The organism is Allobosea sp. OAE752 (assembly GCF_050433265.1).
GTDB classification, from domain to species: domain Bacteria; phylum Pseudomonadota; class Alphaproteobacteria; order Rhizobiales; family Beijerinckiaceae; genus Allobosea; species Allobosea spartocytisi.
This window is the reverse complement of sequence record NZ_JBNPXO010000001.1, coordinates 166,515-191,948: the sequence shown is the minus strand read 5'-3', so window position 1 is coordinate 191,948 and position 25,434 is coordinate 166,515. Positions and strand designations below refer to the sequence as shown.

Annotated in this window: 28 protein-coding genes; 18 read left to right on the top strand and 10 right to left on the bottom strand. The window is 66.8% G+C overall.

The annotated features are described in order from the left end of the window. Positions 1-67: 67 nt before the first annotated feature. A complete protein-coding gene (locus GGC47_RS00880) occupies positions 68-895 on the bottom strand; it encodes an outer membrane protein (protein ID WP_112764081.1) in 828 nt (275 codons plus the stop codon). A 160-nt stretch (positions 896-1,055) separates the two neighbouring features. On the opposite strand from GGC47_RS00880, the gene gltX reads away from it, so the two are divergent. After that, on the top strand, positions 1,056-2,396 hold the full coding sequence (gene gltX / locus GGC47_RS00875) for a glutamate--tRNA ligase (RefSeq protein ID WP_429066508.1): 1,341 nt from the start codon (positions 1,056-1,058) through the stop codon (positions 2,394-2,396). Positions 2,397-2,511: 115 nt separating this feature from the next. Here the strand turns inward: gltX and GGC47_RS00870 are convergent, their stop codons facing one another. Next, positions 2,512-3,840: an MFS transporter gene (locus tag GGC47_RS00870; protein ID WP_142020418.1), complete on the bottom strand. Its 1,329-nt coding sequence runs from the start codon at positions 3,838-3,840 to the stop codon at positions 2,512-2,514. Positions 3,841-4,034: 194 nt separating this feature from the next. Next, on the bottom strand, positions 4,035-5,207 hold the full coding sequence (locus GGC47_RS00865) for a DUF2865 domain-containing protein (RefSeq protein ID WP_185747794.1): 1,173 nt from the start codon (positions 5,205-5,207) through the stop codon (positions 4,035-4,037). A gap of 269 nt (positions 5,208-5,476) precedes the next feature. Here GGC47_RS00865 and GGC47_RS00860 point away from each other — a divergent pair, with 269 nt between their 5' ends. Further along, the gene (locus tag GGC47_RS00860; RefSeq protein ID WP_142020420.1) at positions 5,477-6,427 is read left to right on the top strand and encodes a phosphoribosylaminoimidazolesuccinocarboxamide synthase; all 951 of its coding nucleotides are present in this window, start codon (positions 5,477-5,479) and stop codon (positions 6,425-6,427) included. A gap of 166 nt (positions 6,428-6,593) precedes the next feature. Here GGC47_RS00860 and GGC47_RS00855 read toward each other — a convergent pair whose 3' ends face one another. Next, complete coding sequence (locus GGC47_RS00855) at positions 6,594-7,091, bottom strand: MarR family winged helix-turn-helix transcriptional regulator (protein ID WP_038361803.1); 498 nt, start codon at positions 7,089-7,091, stop codon at positions 6,594-6,596. Between the two features lie 288 nt (positions 7,092-7,379). Between GGC47_RS00855 and GGC47_RS00850 the strand changes: the two genes are divergently transcribed. Further along, complete coding sequence (locus tag GGC47_RS00850; RefSeq protein WP_429066504.1) at positions 7,380-8,219, top strand: CHAD domain-containing protein; 840 nt, start codon at positions 7,380-7,382, stop codon at positions 8,217-8,219. Positions 8,220-8,258: 39 nt separating this feature from the next. Here the strand turns inward: GGC47_RS00850 and GGC47_RS00845 are convergent, their stop codons facing one another. Next, the gene (locus GGC47_RS00845) at positions 8,259-9,344 is read right to left on the bottom strand and encodes a TRAP transporter substrate-binding protein (RefSeq protein ID WP_429066502.1); all 1,086 of its coding nucleotides are present in this window, start codon (positions 9,342-9,344) and stop codon (positions 8,259-8,261) included. A gap of 74 nt (positions 9,345-9,418) precedes the next feature. Here GGC47_RS00845 and GGC47_RS00840 point away from each other — a divergent pair, with 74 nt between their 5' ends. From GGC47_RS00840 to GGC47_RS00825, 4 genes are all read left to right on the top strand, one after another. Beyond that, positions 9,419-10,429 (top strand): fumarylacetoacetate hydrolase family protein, encoded by a 1,011-nt coding sequence (locus GGC47_RS00840; protein ID WP_429066499.1) that lies wholly within the window; start codon positions 9,419-9,421, stop codon positions 10,427-10,429. Further along, positions 10,422-11,003 carry a DinB family protein gene (locus tag GGC47_RS00835; protein WP_112764088.1) on the top strand — a complete coding sequence of 194 codons (582 nt, stop codon included), beginning with the start codon at positions 10,422-10,424 and terminating at the stop codon, positions 11,001-11,003. Before GGC47_RS00840 ends, GGC47_RS00835 begins: the two co-directional genes overlap by 8 nt. 88 nt (positions 11,004-11,091) lie before the next feature. Next, the gene (locus GGC47_RS00830) at positions 11,092-11,625 is read left to right on the top strand and encodes a hypothetical protein (RefSeq protein ID WP_038361813.1); all 534 of its coding nucleotides are present in this window, start codon (positions 11,092-11,094) and stop codon (positions 11,623-11,625) included. A 2-nt stretch (positions 11,626-11,627) separates the two neighbouring features. Beyond that, positions 11,628-12,008, top strand: a complete 381-nt coding sequence (locus tag GGC47_RS00825; RefSeq protein ID WP_429066496.1) for a lysozyme inhibitor LprI family protein — start codon at positions 11,628-11,630, stop codon at positions 12,006-12,008. Here GGC47_RS00825 and GGC47_RS00820 read toward each other — a convergent pair. After that, entirely contained in the window at positions 11,990-12,535 is a 546-nt protein-coding gene (locus tag GGC47_RS00820) for a GNAT family N-acetyltransferase (protein WP_429066493.1), read from the bottom strand. The two genes, GGC47_RS00825 and GGC47_RS00820, sit on opposite strands and share 19 nt — an antisense overlap. A gap of 108 nt (positions 12,536-12,643) precedes the next feature. Between GGC47_RS00820 and GGC47_RS00815 the strand changes: the two genes are divergently transcribed. Then, a complete protein-coding gene (locus tag GGC47_RS00815) occupies positions 12,644-13,159 on the top strand; it encodes a CreA family protein (protein ID WP_248312398.1) in 516 nt (171 codons plus the stop codon). A 9-nt stretch (positions 13,160-13,168) separates the two neighbouring features. On the opposite strand, the gene GGC47_RS00810 is transcribed toward GGC47_RS00815, so the two are convergent. Beyond that, a complete protein-coding gene (locus tag GGC47_RS00810; RefSeq protein WP_142020428.1) occupies positions 13,169-13,498 on the bottom strand; it encodes a hypothetical protein in 330 nt (109 codons plus the stop codon). 312 nt (positions 13,499-13,810) lie between these two features. Between GGC47_RS00810 and cysS the strand changes: the two genes are divergently transcribed. Continuing rightward, the gene (gene cysS / locus GGC47_RS00805) at positions 13,811-15,340 is read left to right on the top strand and encodes a cysteine--tRNA ligase (protein WP_142020429.1); all 1,530 of its coding nucleotides are present in this window, start codon (positions 13,811-13,813) and stop codon (positions 15,338-15,340) included. A gap of 103 nt (positions 15,341-15,443) precedes the next feature. Beyond that, a complete protein-coding gene (gene cimA / locus GGC47_RS00800) occupies positions 15,444-17,054 on the top strand; it encodes a citramalate synthase (RefSeq protein ID WP_142020430.1) in 1,611 nt (536 codons plus the stop codon). A 126-nt stretch (positions 17,055-17,180) separates the two neighbouring features. Here the strand turns inward: cimA and GGC47_RS00795 are convergent, their stop codons facing one another. Continuing rightward, positions 17,181-17,519, bottom strand: a complete 339-nt coding sequence (locus tag GGC47_RS00795; protein ID WP_142020431.1) for a hypothetical protein — start codon at positions 17,517-17,519, stop codon at positions 17,181-17,183. Positions 17,520-17,737: 218 nt separating this feature from the next. Here GGC47_RS00795 and GGC47_RS00790 point away from each other — a divergent pair, with 218 nt between their 5' ends. The 4 genes from GGC47_RS00790 (at position 17,738) to GGC47_RS00775 (ending at position 22,186) form a co-directional block, all read left to right on the top strand. Next, positions 17,738-19,651 carry an ABCB family ABC transporter ATP-binding protein/permease gene (locus GGC47_RS00790; RefSeq protein WP_142020432.1) on the top strand — a complete coding sequence of 638 codons (1,914 nt, stop codon included), beginning with the start codon at positions 17,738-17,740 and terminating at the stop codon, positions 19,649-19,651. Between the two features lie 132 nt (positions 19,652-19,783). Then, on the top strand, positions 19,784-20,275 hold the full coding sequence (locus tag GGC47_RS00785; RefSeq protein WP_038361833.1) for a hypothetical protein: 492 nt from the start codon (positions 19,784-19,786) through the stop codon (positions 20,273-20,275). A gap of 186 nt (positions 20,276-20,461) precedes the next feature. Then, entirely contained in the window at positions 20,462-21,163 is a 702-nt protein-coding gene (locus GGC47_RS00780) for a phosphatidylserine decarboxylase (protein WP_133561684.1), read from the top strand. Positions 21,164-21,349: 186 nt separating this feature from the next. Continuing rightward, entirely contained in the window at positions 21,350-22,186 is an 837-nt protein-coding gene (locus tag GGC47_RS00775) for a CDP-alcohol phosphatidyltransferase family protein (RefSeq protein ID WP_038361838.1), read from the top strand. Positions 22,187-22,213: 27 nt separating this feature from the next. Here the strand turns inward: GGC47_RS00775 and GGC47_RS00770 are convergent, their stop codons facing one another. After that, positions 22,214-22,597, bottom strand: coding sequence for a hypothetical protein (locus GGC47_RS00770; protein WP_133561682.1), 384 nt, complete (start codon positions 22,595-22,597; stop codon positions 22,214-22,216). A gap of 320 nt (positions 22,598-22,917) precedes the next feature. On the opposite strand from GGC47_RS00770, the gene GGC47_RS00765 reads away from it, so the two are divergent. From GGC47_RS00765 to yacG, 3 genes are all read left to right on the top strand, one after another. Further along, positions 22,918-23,526: a Maf-like protein gene (locus GGC47_RS00765; RefSeq protein ID WP_112764098.1), complete on the top strand. Its 609-nt coding sequence runs from the start codon at positions 22,918-22,920 to the stop codon at positions 23,524-23,526. Between the two features lie 134 nt (positions 23,527-23,660). Next, the gene (locus tag GGC47_RS00760; RefSeq protein ID WP_133561680.1) at positions 23,661-24,482 is read left to right on the top strand and encodes an SDR family NAD(P)-dependent oxidoreductase; all 822 of its coding nucleotides are present in this window, start codon (positions 23,661-23,663) and stop codon (positions 24,480-24,482) included. Then, a complete protein-coding gene (yacG, locus tag GGC47_RS00755; RefSeq protein ID WP_038361863.1) occupies positions 24,475-24,678 on the top strand; it encodes a DNA gyrase inhibitor YacG in 204 nt (67 codons plus the stop codon). Before GGC47_RS00760 ends, yacG begins: the two co-directional genes overlap by 8 nt. A 42-nt stretch (positions 24,679-24,720) precedes the next feature. Here the strand turns inward: yacG and GGC47_RS00750 are convergent, their stop codons facing one another. Continuing rightward, on the bottom strand, positions 24,721-24,909 hold the full coding sequence (locus tag GGC47_RS00750) for a hypothetical protein (RefSeq protein ID WP_038362563.1): 189 nt from the start codon (positions 24,907-24,909) through the stop codon (positions 24,721-24,723). Positions 24,910-25,160: 251 nt separating this feature from the next. On the opposite strand from GGC47_RS00750, the gene GGC47_RS00745 reads away from it, so the two are divergent. Further along, positions 25,161-25,427, top strand: coding sequence for a hypothetical protein (locus GGC47_RS00745; protein ID WP_038361865.1), 267 nt, complete (start codon positions 25,161-25,163; stop codon positions 25,425-25,427). Positions 25,428-25,434 lie beyond the last annotated feature (7 nt).

Below are 25,434 nucleotides of genomic sequence, written 5' to 3'. Positions count from 1 at the left end.
CGTCAGACGAAATGGAAAAGGCCGGGACTGATGTCCCGGCCTTTTTCGTTGCGGCAGGAGGATGCCGTCAGAACTTGATGGCGGCACCGACGCGCGCGGTGTTGACATTGACCGTCACGCCTTCGACGTCATTGAAGCTGCTGAACAGATACTCGCCGCGGACAAGGAGATTCTCAGTCAAGGCGGCTTCGAGACCGCCGCCGACCGAGTAGCCGTAGCCCCAGACATCCTTCTTCGCTCCGCCGAGCACGCGTGGCCAGCCATAGTAGCTGGCTCCGCTGCTATTCGCCCAATCGGCGGCGACGGCCACGTTGGTATCGAAGCGCCCGACCGCGGCGCCGGCGGTGAAATACGGCATCCACATGCCATAGGCGTAGCCCAGGCGAATGCGGGCATTGAAGTAGTCGTTCAATCGGGCATCCTGGACGGATGCGATGGCCATGGCACCGGAACTCAGGAGCCGCGCCTCCAGGGTGGAGGCGGATGTCGACTGATCGACGCGGGAATATTCCGCCTCGAAGCCGATGATCGCATCGCCGAATGCGAAATTATAACCGACGAAGGCGCCGAAGGTCGAACCACGATCGGTGCGGGCCGATGACAGGACGAGCTGGCCCGGGTCGAGTTCGTTCAGGACCGAAGCACCGTTGAATGCGCCTCTGGCGATGTCCAGAACGCCCTTGTCGGTGCGGAAACGCGTTTGAGACAAGCCGCCGAAGCCACCGAAATAGAAACCTGACCAATTATAGGAGCCGCCCGAGAGCGACGGCGCCTGCGGCATGTCCTCGATCTGCGAGCCGCGCAGCACCGGATAATCGGCCGCGAAGGCCGGCGCGCCGAGTCCCGCGGCAAGTGCAAAGGAACCGACCACGCGCGTGACGGAACGGAGGCGCATCCTGATCTCCCCGGCAGCGGTACGGTCTGGCTCCGTTCTGCCCTGCCTGGGAGCGATTCATGCCTTGGTAACCCTAATAACGGGTTAACAGCCTAAGGTTGCAGGCGCCTTATCAGACGAGCGATTGTCGCCCGGGGCCAAAAGCGCCATAAGCCGCGTCATGACAACGTCTCTGGTCCGCTTCGCGCCGTCGCCCACCGGCTATCTGCATATCGGAAACGCCCGGCCGGCGCTGTTCAACTGGCTGTTCGCCCGCCGCCATCACGGCCGCTTCCTGCTGCGCTACGACGACACCGACATCGCGCGCTCGAAACCGGAATATGCCGAAGCCATCGCCGAGGATCTCGGCTGGCTCGGCATCGTGCCCGATCAGGTCATCTGGCAGTCGCAGCGCCTGGCGATCTATGACGCGGCGGCGGAGCGCCTGCGCGCCGCTGGGCGGCTCTATGCCTGCTACGAGACGCCCGACGAGCTCGACCGCCGCCGCAAGCGCCAGCTCGCCCGCGGCCTGCCGCCGATCTACGACCGTGCCGCGCTGAAGCTCACCGCGGAGCAGAAGGCGGCCTTCGAGGCGGAAGGGCGCAAGCCCCATTGGCGCTTCCTGCTGGGGGCGCGCGAGGTGGCCTGGGACGACCTCGTGCGCGGCCCCTCCCATGTCGACTGCGCCTCGCTCTCCGATCCGGTTCTGGTGCGCGAGGACGGCAGCTATCTCTACACGCTGCCCTCCGTCGTCGACGATATCGAGACCGGCGTGAGCCATGTCATCCGCGGTGAGGACCACGTCACCAACACGGCGGTTCAGGCGCAGATCTTCGAGGCGCTGGGCGCGAGCTTGCCGGTCTTCGGCCACCACAACCTGCTGACCACGGCGAGCGGAGAGGGGCTTTCGAAGCGCCTCGGCCATCTCTCGCTGCGGGGCTTGCGCGACTCCGGCGTCGAGGCGCTGGCCGTCGCGGCGCTGGCCGTGCTGGTCGGGACCTCCGACGCGGTGCGTCCCGTTGCGAGCCTCGACGAACTCGCCGGTCTCGTCGAGTTGGCCCATGTCTCGCGCGCTCCGGCCAAGTTCGACGAGCACGAGCTCGAGGCGCTGAGCGCCGGCACGCTGCATCAGATGCCCTTCGCGGCGGTCGCCGATCGGCTCGCGGCCATCGGCGTCGCTGGCGGGGAGCCGTTCTGGCTGGCCGTGCGCGGCAACCTGACGAAACTCGACGAGGCGAAGCTCTGGTGGCAGGTCGTGGCGGGGGCAATCACGCCCGTCATCGCCGATCCGGCATTCGCGGCGAAGGCGGCCGCGCTGCTGCCGCCGGAGCCTTTCGACGGCACGAGCTGGAAGAGCTGGACCCAGGCCGTCGCGGCAGCGACGGGGGCGAAGGGCAAGGGGCTGTTCATGCCGCTGCGCCAGGCGCTGACCGGCCTTGACCATGGGCCGGAACTGGCAGCCCTCTTGCCGCTGGTCGGGCGGGAGAAGGCGCTGAAGCGGCTGGCCGGCGAGAGCGCCTGATATACCGCCGTCATTCTCGGGCCGCGTCAGCGGACCCGAGAATCTCGTTCAGGATAGGCGCTGGTTTCCGAGATGATCGGGTCAGGCCCGACCATGACGGCAGAGAGCCGCCCCCTCACTCGTGCCGGTGCATCGCCGAGGCGTGCTTGGTGTCGCGCATCAGCGCGTAGACCAGGAACGAGAGGAAGATGATGCCGGCGAGATAGTAGTAGAACCACTGCTCGTGGCCCTGCTGCTTGAAGAACAGGGCGATGGCCGGCGCCGTGCCGCCGAAGATCGAGACGGTCAGCGCATAGGGCACGGCGACGCCGGTGGCGCGCACCGAGGTCGGGAACAGCTCGGCCTTCACCACCGCGTTGATCGAGGTGTAGCCGGCGGTGAAGATCCAGGCGCCGCAGATCAGCAGGAACGCGATCCAGGGGGATTTCGTGCCGGAAAGCGTGGTCAAGATCGGCACGGTGAGCAGCGTGCCGGCGATGCCGAAGAACATCAGCACCGGCTTGCGGCCGATCCGGTCGGAGATCGCACCATAGACGGGCTGCAGGATCGCCGCGAAGATCAGAGAGCCGGCGATGACATAGGTGGTGACGATGTCGGAGAGGCCGACCGTCTGCTTCACGAAGGTCTGCATATAGGTGGTGAAGGTGTAGAAGGCGGCGGTGCCGCCGGCGGTGAGGCCGACCACGATCGCGACCTCGCGCGGATATTTCAACAGGCCACGCAGCGAGCTTTCGCGCTTCATCGTGCCCTTGGCGGCTTCGAAGGCCTCGGTCTCCTGCATATGCCGCCGCATGAACATGGCGGTGACAGCGAGGACGGCGCCGATGATGAAGGGGATGCGCCAGCCCCAGGCGACGAGCTGCTCATGCGTCAGGAAGACATTCTGGAGCAGCAGCAGCACCAGGATGGCGGTGAGCTGGCCGCCGATCAGCGTCACATACTGGAAGCTCGAATAGAAGCCGCGATGCTCGGGGTCGGCGATCTCGGTGAGATAGGTCGCGCTCGCCCCGTATTCGCCGCCGAGGCTGAGGCCCTCGATGATGCGGGCGAGGGCGAGCAGGGCAGGCGCGGCGAAGCCGATCGTCTGATAGGTCGGGGTGAAGGCGATGATCAGCGAGCCGAAGCACATCATCACCACCGAGAGCATCAGCGACAGGCGTCGGCCATAGCGGTCCGCGAGATGACCGAACAGCCAGCCGCCGACAGGTCGCACGATGAAGCCTGCCGCAAAGAGCGTCGCGGCGTTGAGCTGCTGCACCACCGGGTCGGTCGAGGGGAAGAAATGCGGCGCGAAATACAGCGCGAAGGCGGTATAGGCGTAGAAATCATACCACTCGACGAGATTGCCGACGGAGCCGATGAAGATCGCCTTGATCCTGCGCCGGGCGTCGCTGAGCTCGATCGGGTGCGGGTGATGCGGTGGTGTCGCGCTGGCGTCCGGCATGAAAGCCCTCTGAAGCTGGTGGGAGCGTCAGAAGGCAGGGCTCCGCGGGGATACGGGCCGGAATGCGGTCTGGCGGCCTCCCGAAGGGGCGGCAAGGTCCGGCCTTTATGCGACGGTCTCGCCCATGCGTCCAGCGCCGAGCATGACGATACCCGGCTGCGCGATTTGTCGTCCGCGCATGGAACTTATGTGGATCAGGGCTTGACCAGTTGCGGGCTCAGATTGGGCGCGAGGTTCGGCGCCACAATGCGCACCGTGCGGCGCTCGCCGGTGACGCTGCGCGACTCGCTCTTCAGCCCGTCGCGCTTGTCGAGCGTCTTCTCGTCGACGATGTCGGGGCCGACGCCGGCCGATTCGGTGCCGGAGGTCGGGGAGTTCTCCGACGGCATCGGCTTCTCGTCCGGCGCATCCGGGAGCGAGGCCGGGGTCGGCTTCACCGCTTCGGGCGCGCCGCGCCGCTTGGGATCGGGCTTCGGCCGCGAGAGCTCGGCCGCGCGCTGCTCGGTGACGATGACGTCGCCCTTGCGCTTGTCGAGCAGGTATTCGGCGTTCTTCAGCGCCTCCGACCAGCTCTGGCCCTGGCCGCGGCAGGTGCAGGTCGCATCGAAGGAGCGGGTGTATTTGCCGGCGTTCGGCAGGGACGAATAGGGCTGGCCGGTCGAGCGCGAGGCTGCGTTCTGGATGTCGCCGCCCGCGCTCATGCCGAAGGCCGTGGTCTCGCTGCCGGGGCAGAGCGCCTGGCACATCTCGTCGGCATTGCCGTTATTGTTGGCGAGCGGGAAGAAATAGCCGTCGCAGCTGCGCACGCAGACGGTCTGGGCGCCGCCGAGGCGCGGCTTTTCCGGCTCGATCACCGGCTGCTCGGGGTCGAGCTCGGGGATGGTCGAGTCGACGCCGCCGGGGCCGGGACCCGGGTCGCGCCCGAAGATCGTGTCGAAGAAGCCGCGCGGGCGCGCGCCGCAATTGTTGCTGATCGCGGCCGCGAGCTGGGCGCGCCGCTGCTCGAGCGCGCCGCCCTGCGCCCGTTGCTGGAGCGCCTCGTACTGCGCCTGCAACTGGCCCATCTGCGCGCGGATGCCGCCGCATTGCGGCGGAGCCTGGCCGCCGAAGAACAGGAAGCCGCCGCCGCGCTCGCACCCCATGGCGCGGTACTGGCCGCTCAACTGGCCGAGCTGCGCTCCGACGCGCTGGGCGGCCTGCGCCGCGCGCGGATCGCCGCCGCTGCGGCCCTGGAGGCTCTGGAGCTCGGCGCGCCATGCGTCGCAGGACGGTGACTGGGCGGTTGCCGTCCCGCTCAAAGCCGCCAGCGCCAGCAGGGCCATGCCGAAGCGTCTGGAAAGTCGCAGCATCATCGCAGGTCGGGTCACGTCATCCACTGTCGGAGCAGGCCGTCGGGCCACAAACTCCTGCCAACAACACCCGCCAAACGCGACGGAACTATGGAGCCCCCGCGTCTCCCGACGCCGAGTCGGCCGAGGTGACGCGGCTTTCGCATGCCACATCCGGGCGCGCGCAGCAATCCGCGGCGAAGGGCGCCGGACAGGTGGTGGAAAACGCGCGCTTCGACTAGAAGCGCGGGGCTGGCGCTGCGATTGCGGCGTCGGCAGCTCCTTTCGTCGCGAGGCCAGCGCCGCTCATGTCCGAATTCCTGCCGCTTCACGAAGCCGTCATCCCGGAGCTGCCGAACTATTATCGCGGCAAGGTCCGCGAGAATTACGATCTCCCGGATGGACGCCGTATCCTGATCTCGACCGACCGGCTCTCCGCCTTCGACCGCGCCATCGCCTCGATCCCGCTGAAGGGGCAGGTGCTGACGCAGACGGCGCGCTACTGGTTCGAGAAGACCGCCGACATCTGCCCGAACCATGTCCTCGAATATCCCGACCCGAATGTCGTCGTCGGCCGGCGCCTCGACATCCTGCCGGTCGAGATGGTGGTGCGCGGCTATCTCGCCGGCACGACCGGCACCTCGATCCTGACCATGTACAAGCAGGGCCGGCGCGAGATGTACGGCATGACGCTGCCGGACGGCTTGCGCGACAACGAGGCGCTGCCGGAGCCGATCATCACCCCGACCAGCAAGGCCTTCGACGGCGGCCATGACGAGCCGCTTTCGGCCGGCCAGATCGTCGGGAGCGGCCTCCTGACGCAGAAGCAATGGGACACCGTCTCCGGCTATGCGCTCGCGCTCTTCGCCCGCGGCCAGAAGCTCGCGAGCGAGCGCGGCCTCATCCTGGCCGACACGAAATACGAGTTCGGCACCGACGCCGGCGGCAACATCCTGCTCGCCGACGAGATCCATACGCCCGATTCGAGCCGCTACTGGTTTGCGGAAAGCTATCCCGAGCGCTTCGCCAGCGGCGGGAAGCCTGAATCCTTCGACAAGGATTTCGTGCGCAACTGGGTCGTGGCGCGCTGCGACCCCTACAAGGAGGAGCTGCCGCCGATCCCGCAGGAGCTGATCGACCAGACCTCGGCGGTCTATGTCCGCGCCTATGAGACGATCACCGGCCAGGCTTTCGCCTATCCGCCGGCGGGCGAGAACCCGCAGGAGCGGATCAAGCGCAATCTCGCGCGGTATTTCTGAGGGTTTTCGGCCTGGATTTTATGCTGGTCATCCCGGGCGACCGAAGGGAGACCCGGGATCCATGCCTGAGCCCTTGCCGGAGGCGTTCCGGCATGGATCCCGGATCTGCGCGGCTTCGCCGCTTGTCCGGGATGACGGCGCGATGTGTGACGGGTCCGGGATGCCCCTACGACCCGTCTTCCTCGCGATAATTCCCGGCGAGCAGGCGGCCGCGCTCGGTCAGGGTCGAGAGCACGCGCTCGAACACCTTGATTTCCTCCGGCGCGATGCCTTCGATCCAGCGCGCCTCGAAGCCGAGCGCCAGCGGCACGATCTGGTCGTAGATCCGCTTGCCGGCCGGCGTCAGGGTCACGAAGGATTCGCGCCGGTCCTGCCGGTTTTCGGCGCGTGAGACGAGGCCGCGCTTCTCCAGCTCGGTGACGGCGCGCGAGACCTTGGTCTTGTGCATCTGGGCGAGCTCGCCGATGTCGCGCGAGGTCAGCTTGCCGAACTCGCCGAGCTGCGCCACCACGCGCCATTCCGGGATGCCGATGCCGAAATGCTCGCCATAGATCCGGCCGAGCGCGCGGCCGCCCAGCGTGCCGACGACATTCAGGCGATAGGGCAGGAAGCGCTCCAGCCGGAGCATCTGGTCCTGGAGCGAGGGCGAGGTTTTCTCTGACATGGGCGGCTGTGTAGCTGGTTCCGGAGAGGCCGGCGAGCCGGTGCGGCTGCCATCAGCAGGAGAGGGCCACAACCATACAGTCGAAAGACGATGCTGTCGCGTGGCGGTGGCCGCGTCGGTCGCGCCGGTGAAGGAGCAACGCGGCTCCTGCCTCGAACGCGCGGCGATCCGAGCCGGAGGCGTGGTAGAATTGCGGCCTGCCGCTCGGATACGTTGCCGTTGGGGAAACGCGCGAGACAGGTCAGCATGGCGAGCATCTCGAGAACCGGTCCGGATGCGAGGGTGTCGATGACGCGGCGATGGGCCCGGCACTGGCTGCGCTCCTGCCGTGAGTTTCCGGCCCGTGCCCTGGCCGTGCTCGATCGCCGGGAGGAGGATCCGGGACGGACGATTCATGAATTCCGCCGCCTGATGAAGGCGTGGCGAGCGTTGCTGAAGCTTGCTCCCGCCGAGCTGGCCGAGGAGGGGAAGGCGGTCCGCGGGGCTGTCGGCGGCTTGCGCCGCGGCTTCGGCATCGCCCGTGACACGGCGGTTGTCGCCAAGGTGCTCAGTGCGCTCTGTCCCGACCATGCCTCCGAGGACGACGCACAGGATGCAGCCGCGGTGCTGCTGGCCGAGCAGGGAGACGCCGTCCGCGACGAGCTCCGGCGCCTGTCGGCCGAGATGGCGCGCTGGTCCGTGTCGAACGAGACGGGCGACTTTCTGGTCCGGGCCTTCCGGCGCAGCTATCGGCTGGCACGGCGTCAGGCGCGCCGCGATCCGCGCCGGATGGACGCGGAGCATCTGCACGAGTGGCGAAGCATGATCGTCGATCTGAGCTATCAGCTCAGCTTCTTCGCGCCGGCCGACCCGGCACGGCTCGGACGCCTGGCCAAGGCGGCGGAGCGCCTGCGCTCGCGGCTCGGCAATGCGATCGACCTCGGCATGGTCCGTGCGCATCTCGCCGAAAGGCCAGCGCTGGATGGCGTCGATGCGCTTGCGCAGGAGATCCCGCGCAAGATCGCCAAACAGCGCCGCAAGGCGGCGAAACTGGCTAAGCGCCTTCTCGCTCGCCGCCCCAGGCGTGCCGGCGCCGATCTGCGCGAGGCGATGGAGCACCGGCCGCCGAGGCGGACCAGCTTCGGCTGATCCGTTCCGGGCGACGGGCGGGGATGGCGCCGGCGCGCCTCAGCGCGCCTTCAGCCGGTTCATGAACGAGTCGTAGGAGAGCTCCGCGATCTGCCACCAGAGCAGGTTCTCGCCGCGGAAGGCGACCATCGAATCGTAGCCCTTCTTGAAGTCCGGGCTCTTGGCGCTGGTTTCGGCGTAGTATTCCTCGGCCGCCTTCAGGGCTGCCTCCATGACCGGCAGGGGGAAGGCCCGCAACTGCGCGCCCTGCGCGACGAGCCGGCGCAGGCCGCCCGGATTCACATAGTCGTATTTCGCCAGCATCCAGTTGTTCGCCGCCTCGCAGGCGTGCTGGACGATGGCCTGATAGGGCTTCGGCAGCTTGGCCCAGGCCTCCTTGCCGATGATCAGATGCAGCATGGCGCCGCCCTCCCACCAGCCGGGATAGTAGTAATACTTGGCGACGCGGATGAAGCCGAGCTTCTCGTCGTCATAGGGGCCGACGAACTCGGCCGCGTCGATCGAGCCGCGCTCCAGCGCCGGATAGACGTCTCCCGGCGCGATCTGCGTCGGCACCACGCCGAGCTTGGACAGCACGGCGCCGCCCATGCCGCCAATGCGGAATTTCAGCCCCTTGAGATCGTCGACGCCCTTGAGCTCGTTGCGGAAGAAGCCGCCCATCTGGGTGCCGGAGTTGCCGCAGGGGATGGAATAGGCGTTGAAGCGGTCGAGCACGCCGTTCACGATCTGCTCGCCGCCGCCGAAATACCACCAGCTATGCTGCTGGCGGGCGTTGAGGCCGAAGGGGATGCCGGTGCCGAGCCCCAGCGTCGGGTCCTTGCCGATGTAGTAGTAGGTCGGCGAATGCGCGCATTCGACCGTGCCGGAGGAGACGGCGTCGAGCGCCTGCAATCCGGGCACGATCTCGCCCGGCGCGAAGACCTGGATCTCGAATTGGCCGTCGGTAGCGTCGGAGACATATTTCGCGAATTGCTGCGCCGTGCCGAAGATGGTGTCGAGCGATTTGGGGAAGCTCGAGGTCAGCCGCCATTTCACCTGAGGCTGGGACTGCGCGATCGCGGGCGCGGCGACGGCTGTTGCAGCCGCGGCAAGCGCTCCCGTTTTCAAAAACGAGCGACGTTCCATATGGTCTCCTCCCAGAGCCTGTTCACAAGGCTTGTTGCGTCTTTATTGGCGCGTCCGGGAAGGAATGAAAAGAGATGAAGCTTGCCTCCCTCTCGCATGGCCGCGAAGGCCGCCTCGTCGTGGTTTCCGCAGACCTGACGCGTGCGACCGACGCCTTTCCGGTCGTCGCCACCTTGCAGGCGGCGCTGGACGATTGGGAGCGCTTCGCGCCCCGGCTCGCCGATCTCGCCGAGGGGCTGGAGCACGGCTCGGTGCCGTCCTTCCGTTTCCACGAGCATGATTGCGCCGCGCCCCTGCCGCGCGCCTTCCAGTGGCTCGACGGTTCGGCCTATGTGAATCACGTCGAACTCGCCCGGAAGGCGCGGGGCGCGGCCATGCCGGACAATTTCTGGACCGACCCGCTGATGTATCAGGGCGGGAGCGATGCGCCGCTCGCCCCGCGCGCGCCGATCCACGCCCGCAGCGAGGAGGACGGCATCGACTTCGAGGCCGAGATCGCGGTGATCACGGGCGATGTGCCGATGGGCGCGACGCGCGAGCAGGCGCTCGCCGCCATCCGCCTCGTCATGCTCGCAAACGACGTGAGCCTGCGGAATCGGATTCCGAGCGAATTGGCGAAAGGCTTTGGATTCATTCAGTCAAAGCCGTCGACCTCCTTCTCGCCGGTCGCCGTCACGCCCGGCGCGCTCGGCTCGGCCTGGCGCGACGGTAAGCTGCATCGTCCGCTCCTGGCCCAGCTCAACGGCGCGCCCTTCGGCAGGCCGGACGCCGGCACCGACATGACCTTCGATTTCGGTACGCTGATCGTCCATGCGGCGGCGACGCGCCGGCTTTCGGCCGGCACGATCATCGGCTCCGGCACCGTCTCGAACCGCGATGCCGATGGCGGGCCGGGCAAGCCGGTGGCCGAGGGCGGGGTGGGCTATGCCTGCATCGCCGAGCAGCGCATGGTCGAGACGCTCCGCCAGGGCGAACCGAAGACGTCCTTCCTGCGTTTCGGCGATACGGTCCGCATCGAGATGAAGGACGCCGACGGCCATTCGATCTTCGGCGCCATCGAGCAGGAGGTCCTGCCGCATGACTGAGGCGGGTTTCGGCCGGCGCGGGGCGCTCGCCGCCCATTGCCGCAAGATGGCCCATAACAACGCCTGGGCGAACTGGCGGCTGATCACGGCCTGCGCGCAACTCAGCGATGCGGATTTCAAGGCGGAGCGGACGAGCTTCTTTCCCTCGCTGCACGAGACGCTGAACCACAATCTGATGGTCGATCTCTATTATATCGACGCGCTCGAACGCGGCGGCCTCGGCCGGCTGGTCTTCGAGCGCTTCCGGCCCTTCGACATGGCGCAGCTCCTCCCGGCCCAGGCCGCCGCAGACCGGCGGCTGATCGCCTTCTGCGACGGCTTGAGCGACGACATGCTCGCAACCACCGTCACGACGGACCGGGGCGAGCACGGACAGGTCGAGGAGCGCGTCGACGATCTGCTGGCGCATCTCTTCCAGCACCAGATCCATCATCGCGGCCAGGCTCATGCCATGCTGGCCGGCACCGCCGTCGCGCCGCCGCAGCTCGACGAATATTTCCTGCGCTACGATTCGCAGCAGACCCGCGTCGAATTGCGCCGCCTCGATCTCGCCCCACCCGAAGAGCTGCTCTGACGCCCGCCCGCAGCTCCAGCTTGTTGGCGGGCAAGACGCCGGATAACCTGCGCCGCGAAACACCGCCCGCCGCGAGAGCCGAGACGCCATGATCGACCCCGTGCCGCTCTATTCCACAGCGATCCCGCTGGCCTTCTTCGTCTGGGGGCCGCTTCTCGTCGTGGTGCTGTTCTGGCTCGTCGGCTTCTGGTCGAACCGTCAGGGCGTGCCGCGCATGCTGGAGAGCGACTGGAACGGCTACAATGTCGCCGATGTCGAGAAGCTCTTTGGGCTCTATGGCGAGACGACGCGAGCACGCTACCGCAACCGGGTGCTGCCCGCCGATGTCGCCTTCGCCTTCGTCTACGCAATCGTCGGAGCCATCCTGATCGCGGGGCTCGCGATGCGCGGGCAGCCCTGGTGGGTCGCGGCGCTCTGCGGCGGCGGCTGGCTCCTCGGCGGGCTCTGTGACGTGGCCGAGAATCTGGCGGTGGCCCGTCTTCTCGACAGATATCCCCGCGTCGAGGCCGGCGATGTCGCTTTCGCCAGCAGGATGACGCGGCTGAAGCTGGTCTTCTTCTCGCTCGGCATCATCGGCGCGCTGGTTGCCGCCTATCTTGTCTTCAAGCCGCTGGCGGCGTGACAATGCGGCGCTGGCTACGCTTCCTGCCGGTCCTCGCCGCTCTCGCATCCCCGGCAGCGGCCGACGAGGTCTACAAGCGCTGCATCGACGATTCGGATGGCACCAATCCGGCCTGGGGCGCCTGCGGCGGCGAATGGGTCGCGCGCGAGGACGCCAAGCTCAACGCGACCTGGAAACGGCTCTACGGGGCGAGCGAGCCGAACACGAAGAAGGACCTGCTCGAGGAGCAGCGCGCCTGGAACGCCTTCAAGGAGAAATCCTGCAGGTTCTACGGCAATGGCGATTTCGGGCGGGAAGGGCAGGTCCTGCATTTTCCGGCCTGCCGCGCGGAGGTCATCGCCCGGCGTACCGAGGCGCTGAAACGCTATGAGGCCGGGCCCTGACGCCGCTCGGGACGCCCGAGGCGCAGCCGGGTCGCGACCACAGGTGGCGTGCCGATCAGGAGCTCGGCCCGGGTCGGTGCCGGCTCGAAACCCAGCCGGGCTGCAAGCCGCAGCGACGCCGCATTCTCCGGATGGGTGGTAATGAGGATCTCCGGCAGGGCGAGGGCCTCGAAACCATGGCGCAGCAGGCAGGCGGCCGCTTCCCGGGCATAGCCCTTGCCCCAATGCCGCGTGTCGAACCGATAGCTCAACTGGGCGACGTCCACGGCATCGCCATCGGGAATCAACCCGACATAGCCGGTGAAATCTGCCGGATCGATCTTGGCGAAGACCGACCAATAGCCGAGGCCGCGTGCGACATGGGTGAAGCTGCGCGCGGAGACGGCATCCCGCCCCATCGCCGGGTCGTCGATCGAGGCGATATGGCGCATCACCTGCGGATCGGCGTTCATCCGGGCGATGGCATCGAGATCGTCGAGCCGGCGCGGCCGCAGCAACAATCTCTCGCTTTCCAGCTCGGGTAGCATCGGTCGCCTTTGCTTTGATGTGGGGGCGGCTGCAGAACTCTGGTGCGCCGACGCGGGGCTTCCCATATCCTGCCGGGCGCCGAACCGAAACGCGCCGGGAGAATGGGAATGTTGCTTCGTCGTTGGATCCTGGCTGCGTTGGCCGTTGCTCTGTCCGGGGCGTTCGTGGCGCCGGCCATGGCGCAGGAAGACCTGATCTTCAAGAAATCGACGGTCTGGAAGGCGCTGACGCCGGACGACAAGCTCGCCGTCTACGGCGTCGACGATCCGCTCGTCGAGGGCGTGGCCTGCCACTACACCGTGCCGGAGAAGGGCGGCGTCAAGGGCATGTTCGGTGTGGCCGAGGAGGTCTCGGAGGTTTCGCTGGCCTGCCGGCAGATCGGGCCGATCAAGTTCAAGGAGAAGGCCGAGCAGGGCGATGTCGTCTTCCGCGAGCGCCGCTCGCTGATCTGGAAGAAGATGCAGATCGTGCGCGGCTGCGACGCCAAGCGCAACGTGCTGGTCTATCTGGTCTATTCGGACAAGCTCATCGACGGCTCGCCGCAGAATTCGACCTCGACCGTGCCGATCATGCCCTGGGGCAATACCGGCGAGGCGCCGAAATGCAGCGACTGGATCCGGTAGGCGAGGGGATTATTCGCCGCAGGTGATGCTGAGCGGCTGCTCGGCGGCTGCCGCCGGGGTCGGCTTGGTCACCGTGCCGGTGAAATCGGCACGGTCGGCGATGCCGAAGGCCACGGCCTTGCCGAAGCCCTGCGATTCGCACCAGGCATTGGCGACGATCTTGCCGCATTCCGACCGGGTCGAGATGCAGTCGGCAACGCCGTAGCCGTCGCTGGCGGGAATCAGGAAGGTGCGCTGTTCGCTGGGGGCGGCGGCGGGGCGGCTCATCGGCATGATCGAGAGCGAGATGCCGGCGACGGCGATCCCGAGCAGTCCGACGAAAGCCACGGCGCGGCGCATGGGGTGAGATTCCTGAGGGCGACGGGCGGGAGACCCCGAGAATCGGGAGGATGGTTCCGGCCGGTTAAATTTGCGTGAATGGCGGCGGCGATGTTGCGGCGCAGCAAGTCGGGCGCCCTCTTGACGGAAAGCGCGCGGACAGGCAATCACTTTTCCCATGACGCGAGCCGCCATCAACAGCCCTTGCATTATTTGCCGCTAGCTTTCGCTGGCCGGCTGCTCACGTCCTCGTCCTGAAAACGAACAGACAAAAGCGCCCCGGCCAGCGGCCAGGCTGTTTCTTGTCTTCTGTCGTTTCGTTCGTTCCAGGATTTGCCCCCGATGTCGCCGACCCTGAGGTTCTACAACACGCTGACGCGGACGAAGGAGGATTTCGCTCCGGTCGATCCGCAGAACGTGCGCATGTATGTCTGCGGCCCGACGGTCTACGACTACGCCCATATCGGCAATGCCCGCCCGGTCATCGTCTTCGACGTGCTCTACCGGCTGCTGCGGCACGTCTATGGGCCCGAGCACGTCACCTATGCCCGCAACCTCACCGACGTCGACGACAAGATCAACGCCCGTGCGGCGCGCGACTTCCCCGGCTTGCCGCTGAACGAGGCGATCGCGAAGGTCACCGCGACCACCACGGCGCAGTTCCATCATGATGTCGACGCGCTCGGCAATCTGCGCCCGACGAGCGAGCCGCGCGCCACCGAGCATATCGAGGAAATGCAGGCGATCATCCATCGGCTGATCGCGCGCGACGTCGCCTATGTCGCCGAGGAGCATGTGCTGTTCCACGTCCCCGCGGTGACGCATCTGGCGAAGGCGCCGAAATACGGCTCGCTCGCCCGCCGCTCGCTCGACGAGATGGTCGCCGGCGCGCGCGTGGATGTCGCGCCCTATAAGCGCGATCCGATGGATTTCGTGCTCTGGAAGCCGAGCCGCGAGGGTATCGACCCCGGCTGGCTCTGGCCGAACAGCGCGCCGGAGGGGATCACCCGCCCCGGCCGCCCGGGCTGGCACATCGAATGCTCGGCCATGTCGATGGCGAAGCTGCTCGCGCCCTTCGGTGGCGGCTTGTCATGCGACGATCCGGCGAAGAACGTCTTCGACATCCATGGCGGCGGCATCGACCTCGTCTTCCCGCACCACGAGAACGAGATCGCCCAGTCCTGCTGCGCCTTCGGGGGCGGGGAGGGTGCGCCGCGCATGGCCAATATCTGGATGCATAACGGCTTCCTGCAGGTCGAGGGCGAGAAGATGTCGAAATCCCTCGGCAATTTCGTCACGATCAACGAACTGCTGGCGACGGAAACCTTCGGCGGCCGCAAATGGCCGGGCGAGGTGCTGCGCCTCGCGATGCTGAAGACGCATTACCGCCAGCCGATCGACTGGACGGTGAAGGCGCTGGAGGAGGCGGAGAAGGAACTTGATCGCTGGTACGCGCTAGCCACTCAATTTCACTACAGCCCCGCATTGACGAGCAAACCAATGCTCGAAGCGCTTTCGGACGATCTGAACACGTCCGAAGCTCTTACGGAAATGAGGTCGCTCTATAAGAAGGCGGGAGACGGTGACGGTCGCGCTGGAAGCCAGTTCTTGGCCAACGGTAAGCTGCTAGGACTGTTTGAATACTCGCTACCGCAGTGGCGTTCTCAGAGGCCTGTTCTCAACGCGGTGCCGGTGGAAAAAGTCGAAACTCTCGTCGAGCTTCGCCTCGACGCCCGCCGCACGAAAAACTTCGCCGAATCCGATCGCATCCGCGACGAGCTCGCCGCCATGGGCATCGCGCTCAAGGACGGCAAGGACCCCGCCACCGGCGAGCCGACGACCACCTGGGAGGTGAAGCGATGAGCCCGAAGATCCGTCCTGCCGGCTCGCTGTCGCTCGCCATGAAGCTCGTCATGCTGGCCATGGTCGTGCCGCGCGTCGTTCGCTTCAAGCTGAGGCGCGAGCGATGAGCCAGATCACCGAACGCTGCCGCATCCATCTCTTCGACACGACGCTGCGCGACGGCGCGCAGACCACCGGCGTCGACTTCTCGCTCGACGACAAGCGCGCCGTCGCGGCCCTGCTCGACCGGCTCGGCGTCGATTACGTCGAGGGCGGCTATCCCGGCGCCAACCCGCTCGACACCGCCTTCTTCGAGGAGAAGGCGACGAAGCAGGCGAAATTCGCCGCCTTCGGTATGACCAAGCGGGCAGGGCGCTCGGCCGCCAACGATCCCGGCATCGCCGCGCTGCTGGCGGCGAAGGCCGACGCCATCGTCTTCGTCGCCAAGGCCTGGGACTACCATGTCCATGTCGCGCTCGAGATTTCGCTGGAGGACAACCTCGCCGGTATCCGCGAGAGCGTCGAGGCGGCGAGGGCCGCTGGCCGCGAGGTGATGCTCGATTGCGAGCATTTCTTCGACGGCTACAAGGCCAACCCCGATTACGCGCTCGCCTGCGCGCGCGCGGCCTATGAGGCCGGTGCCCGCTGGGTCGTGCTCTGCGACACCAATGGCGGCACGCTGCCCGACGAGATCGGGGCTATCGTGCGCGAGGTCGCCAAGGTCGTGCCGGGCGACCATCTCGGCATCCATGCTCATGACGATTGCGGCTGTGCCGTCGCCAATTCGCTGGCGGCGGTCGAGGCCGGAGTGCGCCAGATCCAGGGCACGCTGAATGGGCTGGGCGAGCGCTGCGGCAATGCCAATCTCGTCACGCTGATCGGCGCGCTGAAGCTGAAGGAGCGCTATCGCGAGCGCTTCGCGCTCGGCGTCGACGAGAGCCAGCTCGCCGATCTCGCGCATGTCTCCCGCGCCCTCGATGAGATGCTGAACCGCGCGCCGAACCGCCACGCGCCCTTCGTCGGCGCCTCGGCCTTCGCCACCAAGGCCGGCATCCACGCCTCCGCCGTGCTGAAGGATCCGCGCACCTATGAGCATGTTCTGCCCGAGGCGGTCGGCAACACCCGCAAGGTGCTGATTTCCGACCAGGGTGGCAAATCGAACCTCGTGGCGGAGCTGGAACGGATCGGCCTGACGCTCGGCCGCGACGATCCCCGGCTCAACCGCGTACTGCAGGAGGTCAAGGACAAGGAGGCGCAGGGCTATGCCTTCGAGGGCGCCGACGCCTCCTTCTTCCTGCTCGCCAAGCGCATTCTGGGCGAGCTCCCGGCCTATTTCGAGATCGAGCGCTTCACGGCCAATGTCGAGCGCCGCTACAACGCGCTGGGCGAGCTCGTCACCTTCTCCGAGGCGATCGTCAAGGTGAAGGTCGGCGACGACGTGCTGATCTCGGTCGCCGAAAGCGTGCTCGGACCGGTCAACGCGCTCGATCTCGCGCTGCGCAAGGATCTCGGCCACTACCAGTCGCTGATCGGCGGCCTCAGGCTGGTGGATTACAAGGTCCGCGTCTTCCAGGGCGGCACGGACGCCGTCACCCGTGTGCTGATCGAATCCGGCGACGAAACCGGCGAGCGCTGGACCACGGTCGGCGTCAGCGCGAACATCATCGACGCCTCGTTCCAGGCGCTGGTGGATTCGATCACCTACAAGCTGGTCAGGGCCGGCGCGACGGCGTGACGCCCTGCGCCGTCATGCTCGGGCTTGACCCGAGCATCTCTTACGAGAGGAGGCTCTAGAACCTCATCGTCCGGAGATTCTCGGGTCTGCACTTCGCTTCGCCCGAGAATGACGGTCCCCGGGAGGTCACTCCGTCAGACGGATCACGCGGTCCTTGCACAGATCCATGTCGGCGTCGCTCGTGGCTTCGTCGTCGAACTGCGCCTGCACCGTATAGCTGCAGCCCTGCGGCTTGTTGAGCTTGAGCGCGACGCTCTTGCCGGGCGCCAGCGGCTTGGCGAGCTTCGCCACGAGCCGGGGCTGGTCGCCCGCCGTCGCGATCGCGAAATTGCTCAAGGACACTGTGCGCTGATTGGTGATGGTGATCTGCGGATGAGGCCGCGTGGCCTGCGCCGCGGCCGGCAGGGCGAGGCCGAGAGCAGCCCCTAAACCCAGCCCGATCACTGCAAGATTGCGGAATACCATGGTCATGTCTCCCCATTTGAGAGCGTTGAGCGCTCTTTCGCGAGGAGACATTCTCCGTTCGACGAGAACAAGGCAACTCCGGGGCGCCAGTTTACGCGGGCGCCTCGCTTCTGCTGTTTCGCAACAGCCTCCAGGCGCAATGCCCCCCTTGCAACAAGCTGCATGCATGGACGCGGAATTGCGCCTATATGGGCCGCATAAACTGGAATCGCTCGAAAATGTCCGTGCCCGCAGCGCCGTCCCCGGTGCCGAGCCTCGCTCGTTCCGTCGTCATCAAGCCGGGCTCCGGCTTCATCGCCACCTTCCGTGCGCTCTGGCCCTATCTCTGGCCGGCGGAAAGGGCCGATCTGCGAGGGCGCGTCGTCGCGGCCTTCGGGCTGATGCTGATCGGGCGCCTGATCCTGATGGGCGTGCCCTTCAGCTTCAAATGGATCACCGACGCGCTGGCCCAGACCCATTCCAGCGTCGAGAACTGGCTGCCCTGGCTCGTCGGCGCGCCGCTGGCGCTGACGGTGCTCTACGGTCTGGCGCGGGTCGGCTCCTCGGCCTTCGTGCAGATGCGCGACGCGATCTTCGCCCCGGTCTTCATGCATGCGGTGCGCACGCTGGCGCTCCAGACCTTCGGGCACCTGCATTATCTCTCGCTGCGCTTCCATCTCGAGCGCAAGACGGGCGGGCTGACGCGCGTGCTGGAACGGGGCCGCAACGGCATCGAGGAGATGGTCCGGCTCGGCCTCAACCAGCTCGTGCCGGTCATCGTCGAGGTCGCGCTGATCATCGCCGTGCTGCTCGCGCTGTTCGACTGGCGCTATGTCGCGGTGCTGGTCACGATGGTCGTCGCCTACATGACCTACACGATCAAGGCGACCGAGTGGCGTATCGCCATCCGCTCGGCGATGAACGAATCCGATACCGACGCCAATTCCAAGGCGATCGACTCGCTCTTGAACTACGAGACGGTGAAGTATTTCGGCGCCGAGGCGCGTGAGACCGCACGCTACGACGTGGCGATGGCGCGCTATGAGCGCAACTCGATCAAGTCCTACACCTCGCTCGCCTTGCTGAATTTCGGCCAGGCCACGATCTTCGCCGTCGGGCTGACGCTGTCGATGCTGATGGCAGTGCGCGGCTTCCAGGCTGGCACCAACACGGTCGGCGATCTCGTGCTGATCAACTCCATGCTGATCCAGCTCTATCTGCCGCTGAACTTCATGGGCACCGTCTATCGCGAGATCAAGCAGGCGACGCTCGACATCGCCGAGATGTTCTCCCTCATCGGCCGCGATCCGGAAATCCAGGACAAGCCGGGCGCGCTGCCGTTGCAGGTGCCGGCCGGCGAGGTCGTCTTCGACAACGTGCATTTCGCCTATGTGCCGGAACGGCCGATCCTGCGCGGCATTTCCTTCAAGGTTCCGCCCGGCCGCACCGTCGCCATCGTCGGCCCGTCCGGCGCCGGCAAGTCGACGATCTCGCGGCTGCTCTTCCGTTTTTACGAGCCGCAGAAGGGTCGTATCCTCATCGACGGCCAGCCCATCGCCGATATCCAGCAGGTGAGCCTGCGTGCCGCCATCGGCATGGTCCCGCAGGATACGGTGCTGTTCAACGACACCATCGAATACAACATCCGCTACGGCCGCCCCGAGGCGACGATGGAGGAGGTCGAGGACGCTGCCCGCCTCGCCCAGATCGATCGCTTCATCCGCACCTTGCCGGAGGGGTACGCCACCTCCGTCGGCGAGCGCGGCCTCAAGCTCTCCGGCGGCGAGAAGCAGCGCGTCGCCATCGCCCGCACCATCCTGAAAGGGCCGCCGGTGCTCGTCCTCGACGAGGCGACCTCGGCGCTCGATTCCTTCACCGAGAAGGAGATCCAGGACGCGCTCGACCGGGTGAGCGAGGGGCGCACCACGCTGGTCATCGCGCACCGGCTCTCCACGGTGGTCAATGCGGACGAGATCATCGTGCTCGACAAGGGCGTCATCGTCGAGCGCGGCCATCACCGCGACCTGCTCGCGGCGGACGGCGTCTATGCTGCGATGTGGAACCGCCAGCGCGAGGTCGACGAGGCCAAGGCGACCCTCCAACGCGCGACGCAGGAAGAAGGCGAGAGCGTCAGGGTCACGCTGGTGCAGTGACGGCTCGGGCCTGCCCGGCGCGGCAGGCTCGCCTTTCGATCGGCCCGATGACATTGGCGCGGAGTGGCGTCGCGGGCCGGTTTCGGTCATGATGCGCCTCGGGAAGCAGCATCGAGCGGCTTGGGGGCTGTCATGTTCGATCCGACGACACTGGTTGGCTTTCATACCTGGTTGAGCCTGATCGCCATCGTCGCCGGCTTCCCGGTGACGGCGGGGTTGTTGAAGGGCCACACCAAACCCGGCTGGACCGGAATCTTCCTCTCGACCGCCTTTGCCACGAGCGCGACGGGCTTCGCCTTTCCGGTCAGCGGCATCCTCCCGTCGCATATCGTCGGCGCGATCTCGCTGGTGCTGATCGTCGTGGCGGGCGTCGCGCTTTACGCGAAGATGCTCGAAGGAGCGTGGCGGCGGATCTATGCGATCACGGCCGTGCTCGCCTTCTATCTTCTGATGTTCGTCCTGGTCGCTCAGCTCTTCCTCAAGCTGCCGGCGCTGCATGCGCTCGCTCCGACCGGCTCCGAGCCGCCCTTCGCCATCGCGCAGGGCATCCTGCTCGTCGTCTTCGCCTGGCTGACCTGGCAGGCGGCGCGGCGCTTCAACCAGGTCTGGCACCCCGCGCATTGAATGCCGGGCCGCCCGGCATTTCGTCTTTCCGGGGATGAAGGGGCCCGCGCCGGAGCGCCGCGGCCTTCCGCTCTTTCCCTCGCGGCGGGAAGGCCCTAAATCAGCGCAGCGCCCGCGCTGGCTTTCCAGCGCTGCGGCAAGCCCATTCCCGCGTGCCTCGCGCCGCCAAGAACAGCGGAACTCTCCATGTCCCTCGTCGATTCCGTCCGCAAGGTGATCGTGCCCATCCACAAGGAGGGCTATGTCTTCATCGCGATCGGGCTGGTGGCGACCATCATCCTCGCCAATCTCTGGTCGCCCTTCGGCTGGATCGGCGCGATCATCACCGTCTGGATCTGCTATTTCTTCCGCGATCCCGTCCGCATCACGCCGCAGCGGGAAGGGCTGGTGATTTCGCCGGCCGACGGCCGCGTCAGCCAGATCGCCACGGCCCTGCCGCCGCCGGAACTCGACCTGCCGGCCGAGCCGATGACCCGCGTCTCGATCTTCATGAACGTCTTCGACTGCCATGTGAATCGCAGCCCCGTGCCCGGCCGCCTCCTGAAGATGGCCTATACGCCCGGCCTCTTCCTGAATGCCGAGCTCGACAAGGCGAGCGATGACAACGAGCGCAACGCGCTGGCGATCGAGACGCAGGCCGGCACCATCGCCGTCGTCCAGATCGCCGGATTGATCGCGCGGCGGATCGTGCCCTTCGTCAAGGAAGGCGACGTGCTGGCGACCGGCGAGCGCTTCGGCCTCATCCGCTTCGGCTCGCGCGTCGACGTCTATCTGCCTGCCCATGTCGTGCCGCTGGTCGGCGAGGGGCAGACGGCGATCGCCGGCGAGACCGTGCTGGCCGATCTTTCCGGCAACGAGGCCATCCTGCGGACGTTCCGCGGAATCTGACCGGCAGTGAATCGCGTCATTCTCGGGCGCCCGCAGGGGGACCCGGGAATCTCCAGGCGGTAAGGGATCAGGAGACTCCAGAGCTCCGTCGGTTCGAGATGCTCGGGTCAGGCCCGAGCATGACGCCGTTGATGCCGTTATCTCCCCGCCTAGCTTCCGCCTGCAAAACCGCGTATTTCGGCTCGCATGAGCGACCTCTTTCCTCCCTTCGAGCCCGAGCGCCTCGAGCCGAAGCGCGCGCGTTTCAAATCGATCCCGTTCCGGCTGATCGCGCCGAACCTCGTCACGCTGCTGGCGCTCTGCCTCGGCCTGACGGCGATGCGCCTCGTGGTCGAGGGCAAGCTCGAGACCGCGACGATCTGCATCCTGATCGCGGCGGCGCTCGACGGCATCGACGGCCGTCTCGCGCGCATGCTCAAGGGCACCTCCCGCTTCGGCGCCGAGCTCGATTCGCTCTCGGATTTCGTGAATTTCGGCGTCGCCACCGGCTATGTGCTGTGGATCTTCGTCCTGCACGACCTGAAATCCTTCGGCTGGATCATCGTGCTGACGCTGGCCTGCGCCATGGCGCTCAGGCTCGCGCGCTTCAACGTGATGATCGACGATCCCAACCGGCCCGACTGGCAGAAGAACTTCTTCGTCGGCATGCCGGCCCCGGCCGGCGCCATCACCGCCATGCTGCCGGTCTATCTGCAGGCGATCGGCGTGCCGGTGCAGGAATACGGCGCGCCCTTCGTCGGGCTCTACATCCTCTTCATCGCCTTCCTGACGATCTCGCGCATCCCCTGCTATGCGGGCAAGACGCTGGGCGCGCGCATTCCGCGCGACATGGTGCTGCCGATCTTCGTCGCGGTCGTGGTGGTCGCGGGGCTGCTCTTCGCCTACACCTTCGAGGTGCTGACGCTGGTGGTGGTGGCCTATCTCGCGCTGATCCCGCTCAGCGTCGCCCGGTACCGCAAGCTCGAGCGCGAGCATGCCGCATCAGCGACCCTGCCGGAGGAGACGCCGGAAAGCGCCGCCTGATGGATAGTATCTGCTAGGCTGATAGCTCTAACGACGCCGGCCGGTCAGCCGGGCCGCGTTGGCGCGGGTGCGGCGGGCGAAAGGCTCGAGCGTGCTGTTCGCCACCTTGGCAGCGGCCTCGCTCAGATCGATCTGCGCCAGCGGGTTCAGCGCCAGGCCCCACCAGAACATCGTGGCGGCGCAGCTCGCGGCGAAGCTGCTTTCCACCACCGCCGACACTTTCTCGACCACGGCCTTCGTCGCCTCGCGCTGGCCCGACGAATCGCCGAGAGCGCCCTTCATCAGGATCGGCATCCGCATGGCGATGGTGAGCCCGGCCTCGGCCTGCATCGCCAGGACGCGCGTGGCGAGCGCCTGCGCCTCCACCCCAGCCGGGGCGGCGGGGCGCAATGGCTTGCGCGATGTTGGCATGAGGCGAACTCCGGAGAATAGGGCCGAGAGGCGGTGGAGCATCGATGAAGGGCGCGTAGTGTGGCGCGGCCGGAGGCGCTTGGCAATGGCTGGTATACCAGCTGTCCAGCCCGTTATCTGTGCAGATCGCGGATGGCGCGCAAACGACGACCCACCCGCCGGCGCATCGCCGCAAGGGTTTCGGATTTATTAGCGCGCCGAAATACTCTAAAGCCTGAGACATCCGATCGTCATCGTCATCCGACCGTCCTGCAAACCGGAATGTGGCCGAGCCGCCCTTGAGTTTCTTTTCCCCGCCCAAACAACCTGGCTGGCGGCCGATGCTGGTGCTGGCCTCGGCCTCGCCCCGGCGGCTCGCTTTGCTCGAACAGGCCGGCCTTAAGCCCGACGCGCTGCTGCCGGCCGATCTCGACGAGACGCCCCACAAGTCCGAGCGTCCGCGCGATCTCGCCCGCCGCCTCGCCCGCGAGAAGGCGGAAGCCGCGCGGGAGGGCGCAAAGGCGCGCGCCGACCTCGAAGGCTGCTACATCGTCGCGGCCGACACCGTCGTCGCCGTCGGCCGGCGCATCCTGCCCAAGGCCGAGATCGTCGACGAGGCCGCCGCCTGCCTGCGCCTGCTCTCGGGCCGTGCCCACCGCGTCTATACCGGCGTGGCGCTGGTCACGCCCTCGGGCGCGATTCGGGACCGGATCGTCGAGACGCGGCTGCGCTTCAAGCGTCTGTCGACCGAGGATATCGAGCATTATCTCGCCTCCGGCGAATGGCGCGGCAAGGCGGGCGGCTATGCCATCCAGGGCATTGCCGGCTCCTTCGTCATCAAGCTCGTCGGCTCCTATACCGGTGTGGTCGGCCTGCCGCTCTACGAGACGGTGAACCTGCTGGGCGGCGAGGGCTTCCCGATCCGCTTCGGCTGGATGAACGCGGCCTGATCTCCGCGGCTCGCGGGGGTTGCCTCTCGTCTCCATTGCCCCGATCCTCCCGCCCGCAGCGCGCCAGCCTGACAAGGCGCGCGACAATGTCGCATCGGTCCGTCCCAACAGGGCGGACCCTTCGGGAGGCAGCGATGACGGGGCGTCTCAGGGGCAAGGTCGCGATCGTGGCCGGGGCCGGGTCGATCGGGCCGGGCTGGGGCAACGGCAAGGCGACCGCGACGGTTTTCGCCCGCGAGGGCGCCAAGGTGATCTGCGCCGACATCAACCGCGACGCCGCCGAGGAGACCGCTGCCATCATCCAGAACGAGGGCGGCCAGGCCTTCGCCGTGCAGGCCGACGTCACCAGGGCGGACCAGGTCGCCGATCTCGTCGGCCGCGCGCTCGGCCGCTATGGCCGCATCGACATCCTCGACAACAATGTCGGCATCGCCGAGGTCGGCAGCGTCGTCGATCTGCCCGAGGAGACCTGGGAGCGCGTCTTCCGCGTCAACCTCACCGGGGCCTTCCTGGCGATGAAGCATGTGATTCCGGTGATGCTGCGCCAGTTCGAGGAGACCGGCGAGGGCGGCTCGATCATCAACATCTCCTCCATCGCCTCGATCCGCCACACCGGCGTGCCCTATGCGAGCTATTCCACCACCAAGGCCGGTCTCAACCAGCTCACCCGCACCACGGCGGCGCAATATGCTCCACAGAAAATCCGGGTGAACGCCATCCTGCCGGGGCTGATGAAGACCCCGATGGTCGAGCATTCCGCCGGGCTGGCGCAGGCCTATGGCGACGGCGATATCGAGGCGATGTGGGCTGCCCGCGCGGCGCAGGTGCCGATGGGCCATATGGGCGAGGCCTGGGACGTTGCCAACGCCGCGCTCTTCCTTGCCAGCGACGAGGCGCGCTATGTCACGGGCATCGAGCTCGTCGTCGACGGAGGCATTACGCTTAAATATGGCTGAAACCGAGAAGAAGCCGCCGGCCGAACGGCCGTGCCCGATCTGCGGCAAGCCGGCAGTGGAACGCTATCGCCCCTTCTGCTCGCCGCGCTGCGCCGATATCGACCTCGGCCGCTGGCTCAAGGGCAGCTATGTGATTCCCGGCGAGCCGCTCGAGCAGAGCGACGAGGCCGCGCCCTCGCGCGACAAGGAGGAGTGAAGAATAGGCCGGCGCCTGCGGACTGGCGCCGGCAGGCAGGCTCTACCCGAGAGCCTCGCGTCGCTTCAGGAGTTCGTTGAGCAGATCCTGCTGCTCGGCGATCCGGTTGGCGATGGTTTCCTCCACTGCAGCGCCGGCTGCGCCGGTGGCCTGCTCGGTCAATTCGGCAATGTTGCGCCGGGCGATGGCGATCCGGGCATCCAGATCCTGCTGCGTCGCATTCTCAGGCATGGGGGGCTCCATAGCTTCCTGCATCGGAACGATCATGTTCCGCACGATACGATCATGCACCGCCGGCATCGTCGGTGCCCGGTTTTTTCATCGAGCCGCGTGATTATTCTCCCGCAGCTTCGCGGCTCGCGTCCAGTGCCGGACGTCACCGATCCGGCTTTGAGCGACACAGGTCCTGCAATGCGCGCGGATGGTTGTTCATCGTCAAGGCTAGGGGGTTTCCTGACGATCACGATGCGCTATTTTGAGGAATGGCCGACTTTCCCGGGATCATCCGCTCGCCTCTCTCGCAGACCATCACGCATGATGGCATCACCGTGCAGGTCGAGATCTATCGCCTCGAGGGGACCGAGGGCTGGACGCTCGAACTGGTCGATGCCGAGGGCGGCTCGACGGTCTGGCAGGACAGCTTCGCCACCGATGCCGAAGCCTTCGCCGAGTTCATGGACGGGGTCCGCCAGCTCGGCCTGGCCAAGCTGATCGATCCCGACGAGGACGACATCGCGACGGTGCATTGAGGCCCGC